Genomic DNA, 14,505 nt, shown 5'->3' on the forward strand with positions numbered 1-14,505 from the left:
TCAAACATCATTCTCGGTAAATTAAAGAGTTGAGCGCACTCGCCACAACTCCGGGAACAACACGGTATCGAGCATCTTGCGCAGATAACCGACACCTTCTGTGCCACCGGTCCCTGGTTGAAAGCCGATGATCCGCTCGACCGTGGTCACATGCCGGAAGCGCCATTGACGGAACGAGTCCTCAAGGTCGATGAGTTTCTCCGCCAGCTGATAGAGATCCCAATAACGCGAAGGGTCAGTGTAGACCTCGCGCCAGGCGGCTTCGACCGACGCGTCATGCGCCGTCGGACTGCTCGGATCGCGCTCGAAACGCTGTGGGTCGATGGTCAAGCCTGCGCTGGCCATCAAGCGAATCGCCTCGTCATACAGCGACGGTGTGGCGATCGCCTTTTCAAGCGCCTGCAACAGTTCCGGCCGATGCGCATGGGGGCGCAACAGGGTCGCGCTTTTGTTGCCCAGAATGAATTCGATCTCGCGGTACTGGAACGACTGAAAGCCCGATGACTGCCCCAGAAACGGCCGTATCGCGTGGTACTCGGTGGGTGTCATGGTGGCCAGCACCGTCCAGGCATGCACCAGTTGATCAAAAATCCGCGAGACCCGCGCCAGCATCTTGAACGCGGGCGGCAACTCTCCCTGTCGAATGTGTTCACGAGCGGCTTTGAGCTCGTGCAGCATCAGCTTCATCCACAGCTCTGACGTCTGATGCTGGATGATGAACAGCATCTCGTTATGGTCCGGAGATAACGGGTGCTGTGCGCTGAGAATGCGCCCCAGATCCAGGTAGTCGCCGTAGCTCATGGAGTCGGAAAAATTCAGCTCGGCGTTATGCCATTCTTCCGTCTGGTTTGCAGGTGAATAGGGGCATTGGCTCATTGAGTCGGCTCCTCAAGTTGCGGTTTATTCAGTGGACGCAAAATTGCCCTGACCGGACTGGCGTCCAGATGGGCAAAACGCAGCGGCAGCGCGATCAATTCATAGTCCCCTTCCGGGACGTCATCGAGCACGATGCCCTCGAGGATGGCCATGCCATGTCGGGCTACGGCATTGTGCGAATCCATGGTTTTGGATTGCTGAGGGTCCAGCGACGGCGTATCGATACCGATCAAGCGCACACCGAGGTTCGCCAGCAGGTCGACGGTTTCTTTGGCGACGGCGGTGAAATCCGGATCCCAGGCGCTCAATGGCGCTTGTTGCCAGGTGCGCAGCAGCACCCGTTCAGGCAGGTCTTGCAAGCGACCTTCAAGCTGCTCGGGGTGTACCAGCCGGCCGCTATTCAGGCAATGCAGCACACGGCAAGGCCCCATATAGACATCGAGCGACACATCGCCAATGGCCACTCCATCAGCGCTGTAATGCAGCGGCGCGTCGACATGGGCCCCCGTGTGAGGCGACAGGGTGATACGCCCGACATTCACCGGACACTCGGGTCCGAACGTCCAAACGCGCTCTTCCTGGAAAGGTGTGTCACCCGGCCAGGTAGGTGTAGCGGTGCTCAGAGGCGGGCTGATATCCCACCACGACAGTGTTGTTTTCATTGTAAAGCTCTCGGCCTGTTCCGAGAGAATGATACGAGTGATACCTATGAATTTTCTTGCGAAAATATTCGGCAACAGCCAAATGTTTCGCACAAAATTCTAAAAATCCGGAATTTACCGGATGGAAATTTCAACGGAGAAAGCAGGCAGCTAAAAAGCTGTTTTCGTCCGCAAGGCACTTTCGCGAGCAAGCTCGCGAAAGCGGTAAATCAGGCGCCGAAGATCAACCAGCCACCCCCGCATCCGCCTTCAACCCCTGCCCCTCGATCGCGCGGATCGCACATTGCTCATCGACATCTGACAGATCACCGCTGATGCCCACCGCTCCCAACACAGTCCCGTCCTGATCCCGAACCAACACGCCGCCGGGTACCGGGACGACGCTGCCCTGCCCCAGACTATTCAGCGCGGCGAAGAAGGCCGGGCGTTGTTGGGCGTCCTGTGCCAGCAGGCGTGAGCCCTTGCCCAGGGCAATCGCGCCCCAGGCCTTGCCGATGGCGATCTGCGGACGCAGCAGGCTGGCGCCGTCTTCACGTTGCAGCGTTATCAGGTGCCCGCCGGCATCCAGTACTGCAACGGTCAATGGCGCGGCAGAGATCGCCCGCCCCGCGGTGATGGCCTGACCGGCCAGGTTGACTGCGACTTTCAAGGTTAAAGCGCTCATGGTGCCGTCCTCATTTTGTTATAGGGAAAGCCGTTGGATTGCTTTGTGTTGCGCAATCCGATGCAACAAATAGAACACAATGAATTATTTTTTTGTATACAATAATTTTCGAAAAGCGCGACATGCGACGAAAAGCCACAGTTATTTGGGCTTCCGACGAATGAAACAGCCGCTTGAGAAAATGGATTGACCTGCGCCGTCCGCCGTGAATACACTCTGCGCAAAGCCACTTGTATACAATTACAAAACGTAAGAGGCACAAAACCATGAGCAAAATGAGAGCAATCGAAGCCGCCGTTCTGGTGATGCGCCGTGAAGGGGTCGATACCGCTTTCGGCATCCCGGGCGCCGCGATCAACCCGCTGTACTCCGCCTTGCAGAAGGTCGGTGGCATCGATCACGTCCTCGCTCGCCACGTTGAAGGCGCCTCGCACATGGCCGAGGGTTACACCCGCACCAAGGCCGGCAACATTGGCGTGTGCATCGGCACATCGGGACCTGCCGGTACCGACATGGTCACCGGGCTCTACAGCGCCTCGGCCGACTCGATCCCGATCCTGTGCATCACCGGGCAAGCACCGCGGGCCCGTATGCACAAGGAAGACTTCCAGGCCGTCGACATCACCAGCATAGTCAAGCCGGTTACCAAGTGGGCGACCACGGTTCTGGAGCCGGGCCAGGTGCCTTACGCGTTCCAGAAAGCCTTCTACGAAATGCGCTCCGGCCGTCCTGGCCCGGTGCTGATCGACCTACCGTTCGACGTGCAGATGGCCGAAATCGAATTCGACATCGACGCCTACCAGCCGCTGCCATTGGCCAAGCCGAGCGCGACCCGCGTGCAGGTGGAAAAAGCCCTGGCCATGCTCGACCAGGCTGAACGCCCATTGCTGGTGGCCGGTGGCGGCATCATCAATGCCGACGCCAGCGAGTTGCTGGTGGAGTTCGCCGAGCTGACCGGTATTCCGGTCATCCCGACCCTGATGGGCTGGGGCACCATCCCGGACGATCACCCGTTGATGGTCGGCATGGTCGGGTTGCAAACCTCGCACCGCTATGGCAACGCCACGATGTTGAAGTCCGACGTGGTGCTGGGCGTCGGTAACCGCTGGGCCAACCGTCACACCGGTTCGGTCGACGTTTACACCGAAGGCCGCAAATTCATCCACGTCGACATCGAACCGACCCAGATCGGCCGCGTGTTCACCCCGGACCTGGGCATCGTGTCCGACGCCGCTGCCGCGTTGACCGTGTTCATCGAAGTCGCTCGCGAGTGGCAAGCCGCTGGCAAGCTGAAAAACCGCAGCGCCTGGCTGCAAGACTGTCAGCAGCGCAAAGCCAGCCTGCAGCGCAAGACTCACTTCGACAACGTGCCGGTCAAGCCGCAGCGCGTTTACGAAGAGATGAACCAGGTGTTCGGCAAGGACACCTGCTACGTCAGCACCATCGGTCTGTCGCAGATTGCCGGCGCGCAGTTCCTGCACGTCTACAAACCGCGTCACTGGATCAACTGCGGCCAGGCCGGCCCGTTGGGCTGGACCATTCCGGCCGCGCTCGGCGTGGTCAAGGCCGATCCGACCCGCAAGGTGGTGGCGCTCTCGGGCGACTACGACTTCCAGTTCATGATCGAAGAACTGGCGGTGGGCGCGCAGTTCAAGCTGCCGTACATCCACGTCGTGGTGAACAACTCGTACCTGGGGCTGATCCGTCAGGCGCAGCGCGGTTTCGACATGGACTACTGCGTGCAGCTGTCCTTCGACAACCTCAACGCTCCAGAGCTCAACGGCTACGGTGTCGACCATGTCGCGGTCGCCGAAGGCCTGGGTTGCAAGGCCCTGCGGGTATTCGAACCCGGCCAGATCCAGCCTGCCCTGCGCAAGGCTCAGGAGATGATCGAAGAGTTCAAGGTGCCGGTAATCGTCGAGATCATTCTGGAGCGCGTGACCAACATTTCCATGGGCACCGAGATCAACGCCGTCAACGAATTCGAAGACCTGGCGCTGGTCGGCAACGATGCGCCAACGGCGATTTCGTTGCTCGATTGATCCCCCCTGTGGTGAGCGAGTCTATGTGGCGAGGGAGCTTGCTCCCGCTCGGCTGCGAAGCAGTCGCAAAGTTTTTGGGGCCGCTTCGCGACCCAACGGGAGCAAGCTCCCTCGCCACACAGGCTTGCTTCCCACAGAGGGCCTACACACCTTTACAGGAGACCACCATGCCGCGTTTCGCAGCCAACCTGTCCATGCTGTTCACCGAGCAGGATTTTCTTGCCCGTTTCGACGCTGCCGCCAAGGCTGGCTTCAGTGGTGTCGAGTACCTGTTCCCCTATGACTTCAGCTCCGCCGAAATCAAGGCCAGGCTCGATGCCAACGGTCTGACCCAGGTGCTGTTCAACCTGCCGGCCGGTGACTGGGCCAAGGGCGAACGCGGTATCGCGTGCCTGCCGGATCGGGTCGAAGAGTTCCGCGCCGGTGTCGATCTGGCCATTGCCTACGCCCAAGTGCTGGGCAACACCCAGGTCAACTGCCTGGCCGGTATTCGTCCACAAGGCGTCGACGAGGCCACCGTGGAAAAAACCTTCGTCGCCAACCTCAAGTACGCGGCCGACAAGCTGCAAGCGGCGGGCATCAAACTGGTGATGGAAGCGATCAACACCCGCGACATCCCGGGCTTCTACCTGAACAACACGGCGCAAGCCCTGTCGATTCGCGAACAGGTCGGCAGTGCCAACCTGTTCCTGCAATACGACATCTATCACATGCAAATCATGGAGGGCGACCTGGCCCGCACCATGGCCGCGCACCTGGACGAAATCAACCACGTGCAATTGGCGGACAACCCAGGGCGCAACGAACCGGGCACCGGTGAAATCAACTACCGCTTCCTGTTCGAACATCTGGACCGCATCGGTTATCAGGGCTGGGTCGGCTGTGAATACAAGCCGCTGACCACGACCGAAGCGGGTCTGGGCTGGTTGAAAACCCATAACGCGATCTGATGTTGAAACAGAACCATTGTGGCGAGGGGGCTTGTCGGAACGCCGCACCGCCCCGTTCGGCTGCGAAGCAGTCGTAAACCTGCGAGCAAGTTTTATCTGGCACACCACGGCGGTTGGTTTGGGGTCGCTTCGCAACCCAGCGGGAGCAAGCTCCCTCGCCACAGAATGTGGTCTACCTCCGCTACGCGCACATTATTTGGCGACACAAAAACAAGAGGATTTTCTCATGGCTAAAATCGGATTTATCGGCACCGGCATCATGGGCCACCCAATGGCGTTGAACCTGCAGAAAGCCGGTCACAGCCTGTTCCTGTCGGCGCACCACGACCCTGCGCCTGCCGATCTGGTGGCCGCTGGCGCCGTCGCCCTGGCGAACCCGAAAGAAGTCGCCCAGGAAGCCGAATTCATCATCGTCATGGTTCCCGATACCCCGCAGGTCGATGACGTGCTGTTCCGCGCCGACGGTGTGGCGGCGGGCGTCGGCAAGGGCAAAGTCGTGATCGACATGAGCTCGATCTCGCCGACGGCCACCAAAACCTTCGCCGCCAAAATCAACGAAAAAGGCGCGCAATACCTCGACGCCCCGGTTTCCGGCGGTGAAGTCGGCGCCAAGGCTGCGACCCTGAGCATCATGGTCGGTGGTGAAGCCGATGCCTTCGAACGCGCCCTGCCGCTGTTCCAGGCCATGGGCAAGAACATCACCCTGGTCGGTGGCAACGGCGATGGGCAAACCGCGAAAGTGGCGAACCAGATCATCGTCGCGCTGAACATCCAGGCCGTGGCCGAAGCGCTGCTGTTCGCCTCGAAAAACGGTGCCGACCCAGCGAAAGTGCGTGAAGCGCTGATGGGTGGTTTCGCCTCGTCGAAGATCCTGGAAGTTCACGGCGAGCGCATGATCAAGGGCACCTTCGACCCGGGCTTCCGCATCAGCCTGCACCAGAAGGACCTGAACCTGGCCCTGGCCGGTGCGCGCGAGCTGAACATCAACCTGCCGAACACCGCCAATACCCAACAGGTGTTCAGCACCTGCGCGGCCATCGGTGGCAGCAACTGGGATCACTCGGCGCTGATCAAGGGCCTGGAACACATGGCGAATTTCTCGATTCGCGACAAGAAGTAAGCCCTGCCCCAAACCGCATCAAACCTGCAGGAGCGAGCCTGTGGCGAGGGGGCTTGCCCCCGTTTGAGTGCGTAGCACTCACAAGATCTTCAGTGCATCACAGATTTTGGGGCTGCTTCGCAACCCAACGGGGGCAAGCCCCCTCGCCACAGAGTCGCTCCCACAGGGTCCGCGACAAACCCAATAACAAGAATTCCGGGAGCCCGCCATGTCGGTCAATCCGCAACAATTGCTGCGCGAGCTGTTTGCCACAGCCATCGACGCGGCCCATCCGCAGCATGTCCTTGAAGCCCATTTGCCAACCGACCGCAGCGGTCGGGTGATCGTCATCGGCGCCGGTAAAGCCGCCGCAGCCATGGCCCAGGTGGTCGAACGCTGCTGGCAGGGTGAAGTGTCTGGCCTGGTGGTGACCCGCTACGGCCACGGCGCCCCGTGCGAAAAAATCGAAGTGGTCGAAGCCGCGCACCCGGTGCCGGACGCTGCCGGTCTGGCCGTCGCGAAACGGGTTCTGGAACTGGTCAGCAACCTGAGCGAAGACGACCGCGTGATCTTCCTGCTCTCGGGCGGTGGCTCTGCCCTGCTCGCCTTGCCCGCCGCCGGCATCACCCTCGCCGACAAGCAATCGATCAACAAAGCGCTGCTCAAATCCGGCGCGACCATCGGCGAGATGAACTGCGTGCGCAAGCACCTCTCGGCGATCAAGGGTGGGCGTCTGGGCAAAGCCTGCTGGCCCGCCACGGTTTACACCTATGCGATTTCCGATGTGCCGGGCGACCTCGCCACGGTCATCGCCTCCGGCCCCACCGTGGCCGACCCGAGCACCTCGGCTGAAGCGTTGGCGATCCTCAAGCGCTATGCCATCGAAGTCCCGGCCTCGGTGCGCACCTGGCTGCAAAGTCCCGAGTCGGAGACGGTCAAACCCGGCGATCCGAGCCTGGCCCGCAGTCATTTCCAATTGATCGCCCGCCCACAGCAGTCACTGGAAGCGGCGGCGGTGAAAGCCCGTCAGGCGGGTTTCAGCCCGTTGATTCTCGGCGACCTGGAAGGTGAATCCCGGGAAGTGGCGAAGGTCCACGCCGGCATTGCGCGGCAGATCGTCCAGCACGGCCAGCCGCTGGCGGCGCCGTGCGTGATTCTGTCCGGCGGCGAAACCACCGTCACCGTGCGCGGCAATGGCCGTGGCGGGCGCAACGCCGAATTCCTGTTGAGCCTGACCGACAGCCTCAAAGGCCTGCCCGGCGTCTACGCCCTGGCCGGTGACACCGACGGCATCGACGGCTCCGAAGACAACGCCGGCGCCATCATGACTCCGGACAGCTATGCCCGTGCCGCCGCCCTCGGCCTCACTGCCTGCGATGAGCTGGACAATAACAATGGCTATGGCTACTTCGCGGCGCTCGATGCACTGATCGTCACCGAGCCGACCCGTACCAACGTCAACGACTTCCGCGCCATTCTGATTCTCGAGAGCCCTAATCATGACGCCTGACAAGAAGGTCAAAATCCTCGCCACCCTCGGCCCGGCCACCGACGGGATCGACGATATCCGTGAACTGGTGCGCGCCGGGGTCAATATCTTTCGCCTGAACTTCAGCCACGGCGATCACGCCGACCACGCGCAGCGCTATCAGTGGATTCGTGAAGTCGAGCGCCAGCTGAATTATCCGCTGGGGATTCTGATGGACCTGCAAGGCCCGAAACTGCGGGTCGGCAAATTCGCCCAGGGCAAAGTGCAGCTATATCGCGGCCAGGCGCTGCGCCTGGATCTGGATGCGACGCCGGGGGACGAGCGCCGGGTCAACCTGCCCCACCCGGAAATCATCGCCGCGCTGGAGCCCGGCATGGACTTGCTGCTGGATGATGGCAAGCTGCGCCTGCGGGTGGTGACCAAGTACGCCGACGCCATCGACACCACGGTGCTCAACGGCGGCGAACTGTCGGACCGCAAAGGCGTCAACGTGCCGCAAGCGGTGCTCGACCTGAGCCCGCTGACCGCCAAGGACCGCCGTGATTTGAGCTTCGGTCTGGAGCTGGGGGTGGACTGGGTCGCGCTGTCGTTCGTGCAACGCCCGGAAGACATCCGCGAAGCCCGCGCGCTGATCGGCGACAAAGCGTTCTTGATGGCCAAGATCGAGAAGCCATCGGCCGTGACTCAGCTGCGGGAAATCGCTGAATTGAGCGATGCGATCATGGTCGCTCGCGGTGATCTGGGCGTGGAAGTGCCGGCCGAAAGCGTGCCGCAGATTCAGAAAAACATCATCGGCACCTGCCGCCAACTCGGCAAACCGGTGGTGGTGGCGACGCAGATGCTGGAGTCGATGCGCTTCTCCCCGGCCCCGACCCGCGCCGAAGTCACCGACGTCGCCAACGCGGTGGCCGAAGGCGCGGATGCGGTGATGCTGTCGGCGGAAACCGCGTCTGGCGAGTACCCGCTGGAAGCCGTGCAGATGATGAGCAAGATCATCCGCCAGGTGGAAAACGGCCCGGATTATCAGACCCAACTGGACGTGAGCCGGCCAAAAGCCGAGGCCACGGTGTCGGACGCCATCAGTTGCGCGATCCGCCGCATCAGCAACGTGCTGCCGGTGGCGGTGCTGGTGAACTACAGCGAGTCCGGCACCTCGAGCCTGCGGGCCGCACGGGAGCGGCCGACGGTGCCGATCCTCAACCTGACGCCAAACCTGCAAACCGCCCGGCGATTGACGGTGGCGTGGGGCGTGCACTCGGTGGTCAACGATCGGCTGCGACAGGTGGATGAAGTGTGCTCGACGGCGCTGGAAATCGCTCAGGCACAGGGGATGGCTCAGCGCGGGGATACGTTGCTGATTACCGCGGGCGTGCCCTTTGGGCAGCCGGGGTCAACCAATTCGTTGCGCATCGAGACATTGCTCTAAAGAACTCCCCCTGTAAGAGCTACCCCGGTAAGAACTACCCCTGTGGCGAGGGAGCTCGCTCCCGCTCGGCTGCGAAGCAGTCGTCGCTTTGGCATGACGGTTTCAACAGAAAGACCGCATTGCTGATTTCAGGGCTGCTCCGCAGCTCAGCGGGAGCAAGCTCCCTCGCCACAGGTTTGTGCAAGACCCTGGATTTTCCTCTGCCCTAGACCCCACCCATGCCTGCCAACCACTTCAACACCCACTGCCCCGACTGGGCGACCGCCCTGCTTAACGGCTTCAGCCAGATCTTTCTCCAGCGCCATCCGCTGAGCGGGCTGTTGTGTCTGTTAGCGATTCTTTTCACCGCGCCCGCTCTGCTCGGCGGTGCGCTGCTGGGCGGTGTCGCCGGGTTGCTTACCGCGCAACGTCGCGGGTATGCCAAGGCGGATCGTCAGGCCGGACTATTCAGTTACAACGGTATTTTGCTCGGCCTGCTGCTGAGCCTGTATTTCCCATGGTCAGCACTGTTGCCACCGCTGATCATCGCCTGCGGCGGCCTGAGTGCGATGCTCACTCAGCAATGGCTCAAAGGTGCTCGCGATCATCAATGTCTACCGGCGTACACCGCACCCTTCGTTGGGTTGAGCTGGTTATTGCTCGGCTTTGCCGCACCACAGCAACCCGCGCCGCTGATCGAACTGAACACCCTCAACCTGCTCGCTGCCGAATTGAAAGGCCTGGGGCAAGTCATGTTTCTCGGCCATCCCCTGGCCGGCGCGCTGATTGCCGCCGGATTACTGATCGCCGATCGCCACGCCTTTGTCTGGGCGCTGCTGGGCTCCGCTGCCGGCCTCGGATTTGCCCTTCTGCATGGCGAAACTTCAAATGCCTTGCAGGGTTTGAGCGGTTACAACGCGGTACTCGCCGCCCTCGCCTTCAGCCCGCAACGCCGCCAACCCTGGCTGCCGCTGCTCGGCATTCTGCTCGCGGTATTGCTCACGCCGGGGTTCGCCGCACTGGGCCTGGCAACGCTGACCGCGCCGTTCATTCTTGCCTGCTGGCTGATTCGCGCTGGCATTCGGGTGTTGCGTCAGTCCGCCATGGACAGCGCACCTTGCGCTGGCGGGGAGAATCACCCTAGGCTGCGCTGATTCTCGATTCAGGCGTTATCCATGGACAGCAGCAAAAACTGGCGTGAAGAGCTTTACGTCATGATCTTCCAGACCGACACCCGGGCCGGTCGGCGCTTCGACAGCATCTTGCTGTTGATCATCCTCGCCAGCCTGGTGATCGTGGTTCTGGACAGTATCGACAGCGTTCACCAGAACTACGCCGACGTGCTGGCGTACATCGAGTGGGGCTTCACCGTCATTTTCATCATCGAATACGGCCTGCGCCTGTATTGCTCACCCAAGCCGCTGCGCTACGCGTTCAGCTTCTATGGGTTGGTGGATTTGCTGGCGATCGTGCCGGGTATTCTCGCGCTGTATTACAGCGATGCGCAGTACCTGCTGATCATCCGGATCATACGAATGCTGCGGATTTTCCGCGTGCTCAAGCTCAGCCCGTATCTGAAACAAGCCAACTATTTGATGTCGGCGTTGCGCGGCAGCAAGCAGAAGATCGTGGTGTTTCTGCTCAGCGTCAGCACACTGGTGACGGTATTCGGCACCTTGATGTACGTGATCGAAGGCCCGGAGCACGGCTTCACCAGCATTCCCAAAGGGATCTATTGGGCTATCGTGACGCTGACCACCGTGGGTTTTGGCGACATCGTGCCCAAGACGCCGCTGGGCCAGGTGATTTCATCCCTGGTGATGATCACCGGTTACTCGATCATCGCTGTGCCGACGGGGATCTTTACCGCGGAACTGGCCAACGCCATGCGCGGTGATCAACTGCAGCACGATTGCCCGGTCTGCAAGAAAAACAGCCACGAGCACAGCGCGGCGTTCTGCTCTCGTTGTGGCAATGCGTTGTTCAAGAAAATGGAATAAGCAAAGTGTTTTTTAATCTTTAAGCGACTATGCGAGTCCGGCTATAGTCGCTGGCAAATTGCCAACAATTTCCATCGAACACGTTTGATAAAACAAGGAATGCGCAGTGAAAAAACTCTTTGGCGCCTCACTTCTGGCCGCTGGCCTGGCCTTGAGCAGCATGGCTCAGGCCGCACCGACCCTGCTTAACGTTTCCTACGACGTGATGCGAGATTTCTACAAGGACTACAACGCTGCCTTCCAGAAACACTGGCAAGCCGAGCACAACGAAAACATCACGCTGCAGATGTCCTTCGGCGGCTCCAGCAAACAGGCGCGCTCGGTGATCGATGGCCTGCCGGCTGACGTCATCACCATGAACATGGCCACCGACATCAACGCCCTGGCGGACAACGGCAAACTGGTCCCGGACAACTGGGTCACACGCCTGCCGAACAACAGCGCGCCGTTCACTTCGGCCACCGTATTCATCGTGCGCAAAGGTAACCCGAAAGCCCTGAAAGACTGGCCGGACCTGCTCAAGGACGGCGTGCAGGTGATCGTCCCCAACCCGAAAACCTCGGGCAACGGCCGCTACACCTACCTCTCGGCCTGGGGCTATGTGCTGAAAAATGGCGGTGACGAAAACAAGGCAAAAGCCTTTGTCGGAAAACTGTTCAAACAAGCGCCGGTGCTGGATACCGGTGGCCGCGCGGCCACGACTACGTTCATGACCAACCAGATCGGCGACGTGCTGGTGACCTTCGAAAACGAAGCGGAAATGATTGCTCGCGAGTTTGGTCGTGATCAGTTCGAAGTGATTTACCCGAGTGTTTCCGCCGAAGCCGAGCCGCCGGTGTCGGTGGTCGACAAAACCGTCGACAAGAAAGGCACTCGCACGGTTGCCGAGGAGTATCTGAAATACCTGTGGTCGCCGGAAGGTCAGGAAATTGCGGCTGCCAACTACCTGCGTCCGCGTGACCCGGCGGTGCTGGCGAAATACACCGATCGCTTCCCGAAAGTGGATTTCCTGTCGGTGGAGAAGACCTTTGGTGACTGGCGCACCGTGCAGAAGACTCACTTCAATGATGGTGGGGTTTTCGACCAGATTTACAACGGCCAGTAATCACTGAGTTCAATGAAAGAGGCGACCTGTGAAGGTCGCCTTTTTTGTGGGATACCGTTACATCGGCGGTGTCACACCGTCCTTACCGGCCGAAATGGATTGAGCGGTCAGCGTCCCGTCGGCACTCTGGGTCACAAACGTCACGATCTTCACGCCCACCTTCAGCAAGCTGCGATCCCCCGACACCAGATTGACGATCGGCACATCCTCCGGCACCAGAATCGTCTGTTGGCCGCCCTTGTAATTGACGGTCAGAACCCGGCCGTTGCTGACCACCAGATCGCCTACGCTGCCATTGGTCATGCTGCTGCCCTTGACCAGATCAAAAGGCCGATGGCCGTCGCCGCTGCCGGCCAGTTCCGGCGGGAAGACGTGGACTTCCAGCGCCTTGAGCGTGCCATCCTCCTGCGGCACGGCAGCCGAGCCGATGTAGCTGCCGGGCTTGATGTCTTCGATATTGGCCAGGGTGACGGCGCGAATTTTGGTGTCCTTGGTCAGGTTGATCACCACGTTTTCGCCGCTGTTGACATGGACCGTCATGACGTCGGCGCTGACGCCGGTGATCTCGCCGCGCACGCCAACGCGCATTCCCGGCGGCACATCGGCAGCCTGGGCAAAACCTGTCGTGAACAAGCTGATCAAGGTAACAACGCAGGCGCCACGGATCAGGTGACGGAACATCGCATTCATATCGAAGTACCTTCCGGTTTATGGAGCGCAGGACAACATAAGCACGCTATCGAAGAGGATGTCAGTGAATGTATCATCGGATCCCACTGTTTGGACGCATGGTTCATCGGCAGACAGCGCATACCGGCGTCACTCATTCCGCAAAAGAATGATTACTATCAATCCAAACCCTCTTCCGCCGCTCTAGCCAGCCGATTAGCCTCTGCGCATTCCTTCTTGTTCAGCGAGCCATGTTATGAATCCAGCGACTCAGGCGCCCCACGGTGCCGCGACAATGACCCGGGGCATGGTGCTGCTTTTCGCCTTCTGCTGCGGCGCGATCGTCGCCAACATCTACTACGCCCAGCCGATCATCGGCCTGATCGCGCCGGACATCGGCCTGACCGACACCATGGCCAGCCTGATCGTTTCGCTGACGCAGATTGGCTATGCGCTGGGCCTGTTCTTCCTGGTGCCGCTGGGCGATCTGCTGGAAAACCGCCGCTTGATGATCATCACCACCGCGGTGGCGATTGCCAGTTTGCTAGGCGCGGCGTTCACCGATCAGCCGAACGTGTTTCTGCTGATTTCGTTGCTGGTGGGTTTCAGCTCGGTGTCGGTACAGATCCTGATTCCGCTGGCCGCCCACCTGACGCCGGAAGCGTCGCGCGGCCGTGTGGTTGGCGGGATCATGGGCGGTCTGCTGTTGGGGATTCTGCTGGCACGGCCGGTGTCCAGCGTAGTGGCCGACCACTTCGGCTGGCGCGCTATGTTCGTCATTGCCGCAGTTTTGATGGCTGCAATCAGCATCGTACTGGCCCTGACGGTGCCCAAGCGCCAGCCTGATCACAGCGCCTCTTATGGCCAGTTACTGGGCTCGCTCTGGACGCTGCTGCGCCAGCAACCGGTGTTGCGTCAACGGGCGTTTTATCAGGGTTGCATGTTCGCTACGTTCAGCCTGTTCTGGACCGCCGTGCCGCTGGAACTGGCGCGCAATCACGGTCTGTCGCAAACCCAGATCGCGATCTTCGCCCTGGTCGGAGCCATCGGCGCGATTGCCGCACCCATCGCTGGTCGACTGGCCGATGCCGGCCACACCCGCCTCGCCTCGCTGCTGGCGATGCTGTTCGCCAGCCTGAGCTTCCTGCCGGCCTTCATCCACCCGGCCTACAGCGTCATCGGCCTGGCCGTGACCGGCGTGGTACTGGATTTCTGCGTGCAAATGAACATGGTCCTCGGCCAGCGCGCGGTCTACACCCTCGACGCCAAGAGCCGCGGCCGTCTGAATGCACTGTACATGACCAGCATCTTCATCGGCGGCGCGTTCGGCTCATCAGTGGCCAGTGCGGTGTACGAACACGGTGGCTGGTTGTGGATCGTGATCGTCGGCAGCGTGTTTCCGTTGCTGGCGTTGTTGCGGTTTTTGAGTGTGTCGGAGAAACCGGCACTGGCGACGGCGTAACAACGTTAGAAACATCGTGAACAAACGTAAGTCCCTGGGTGAGCGGGCTTGCCCGCGAAAGCGTCAGGTCAGTCGACATTTC

13 protein-coding genes are annotated in these 14,505 nt (G+C 60.6%); 9 read left to right on the forward strand and 4 right to left on the reverse strand.

What is annotated here, in order from left to right:
• Positions 1-21: 21 nt before the first annotated feature.
• The 3 genes from kynA to LOY28_RS21520 all read right to left on the reverse strand — a co-directional run bounded on the left by kynA (position 22) and on the right by LOY28_RS21520 (position 2,202).
• Positions 22-876 (reverse strand): tryptophan 2,3-dioxygenase, encoded by an 855-nt coding sequence (gene kynA / locus LOY28_RS21510; protein ID WP_086945847.1) that lies wholly within the window; start codon positions 874-876, stop codon positions 22-24.
• Positions 873-1,538 (reverse strand): arylformamidase, encoded by a 666-nt coding sequence (gene kynB / locus LOY28_RS21515; RefSeq protein WP_026286331.1) that lies wholly within the window; start codon positions 1,536-1,538, stop codon positions 873-875. The genes kynA and kynB overlap by 4 nt, the downstream gene beginning before the upstream one ends.
• Before the next feature lie 223 nt (positions 1,539-1,761).
• Positions 1,762-2,202 (reverse strand): heme-binding protein, encoded by a 441-nt coding sequence (locus tag LOY28_RS21520; protein ID WP_204125191.1) that lies wholly within the window; start codon positions 2,200-2,202, stop codon positions 1,762-1,764.
• 266 nt (positions 2,203-2,468) lie between these two features.
• On the opposite strand from LOY28_RS21520, the gene gcl reads away from it, so the two are divergent.
• The 8 genes from gcl (at position 2,469) to LOY28_RS21560 (ending at position 12,292) form a co-directional block, all read left to right on the forward strand.
• A complete protein-coding gene (gene gcl / locus LOY28_RS21525; protein ID WP_018925088.1) occupies positions 2,469-4,244 on the forward strand; it encodes a glyoxylate carboligase in 1,776 nt (591 codons plus the stop codon).
• Between the two features lie 167 nt (positions 4,245-4,411).
• Positions 4,412-5,194, forward strand: coding sequence for a hydroxypyruvate isomerase (gene hyi, locus LOY28_RS21530; RefSeq protein ID WP_018925087.1), 783 nt, complete (start codon positions 4,412-4,414; stop codon positions 5,192-5,194).
• A 226-nt stretch (positions 5,195-5,420) separates the two neighbouring features.
• Positions 5,421-6,314 carry a 2-hydroxy-3-oxopropionate reductase gene (locus tag LOY28_RS21535; protein ID WP_258612515.1) on the forward strand — a complete coding sequence of 298 codons (894 nt, stop codon included), beginning with the start codon at positions 5,421-5,423 and terminating at the stop codon, positions 6,312-6,314.
• Between the two features lie 208 nt (positions 6,315-6,522).
• Positions 6,523-7,803 carry a glycerate kinase gene (locus LOY28_RS21540; RefSeq protein WP_111454385.1) on the forward strand — a complete coding sequence of 427 codons (1,281 nt, stop codon included), beginning with the start codon at positions 6,523-6,525 and terminating at the stop codon, positions 7,801-7,803.
• Entirely contained in the window at positions 7,793-9,208 is a 1,416-nt protein-coding gene (gene pyk, locus LOY28_RS21545) for a pyruvate kinase (protein WP_019648133.1), read from the forward strand. The genes LOY28_RS21540 and pyk overlap by 11 nt, the downstream gene beginning before the upstream one ends.
• 218 nt (positions 9,209-9,426) lie before the next feature.
• Positions 9,427-10,341, forward strand: a complete 915-nt coding sequence (locus LOY28_RS21550; protein WP_258612516.1) for an urea transporter — start codon at positions 9,427-9,429, stop codon at positions 10,339-10,341.
• 21 nt (positions 10,342-10,362) lie between these two features.
• Entirely contained in the window at positions 10,363-11,187 is an 825-nt protein-coding gene (locus LOY28_RS21555; RefSeq protein ID WP_258612517.1) for an ion transporter, read from the forward strand.
• A gap of 106 nt (positions 11,188-11,293) precedes the next feature.
• Complete coding sequence (locus LOY28_RS21560; RefSeq protein WP_018925081.1) at positions 11,294-12,292, forward strand: sulfate ABC transporter substrate-binding protein; 999 nt, start codon at positions 11,294-11,296, stop codon at positions 12,290-12,292.
• A 57-nt stretch (positions 12,293-12,349) separates the two neighbouring features.
• Here the strand turns inward: LOY28_RS21560 and LOY28_RS21565 are convergent, their stop codons facing one another.
• Positions 12,350-12,982, reverse strand: a complete 633-nt coding sequence (locus LOY28_RS21565) for a hypothetical protein (protein ID WP_258612518.1) — start codon at positions 12,980-12,982, stop codon at positions 12,350-12,352.
• A 235-nt stretch (positions 12,983-13,217) separates the two neighbouring features.
• Between LOY28_RS21565 and LOY28_RS21570 the strand changes: the two genes are divergently transcribed.
• Entirely contained in the window at positions 13,218-14,423 is a 1,206-nt protein-coding gene (locus tag LOY28_RS21570) for an MFS transporter (RefSeq protein ID WP_258612519.1), read from the forward strand.
• Positions 14,424-14,505 lie beyond the last annotated feature (82 nt).

It is taken from the genome of Pseudomonas sp. B21-017 (genome assembly GCF_024749245.1).
GTDB lineage: Bacteria > Pseudomonadota > Gammaproteobacteria > Pseudomonadales > Pseudomonadaceae > Aquipseudomonas.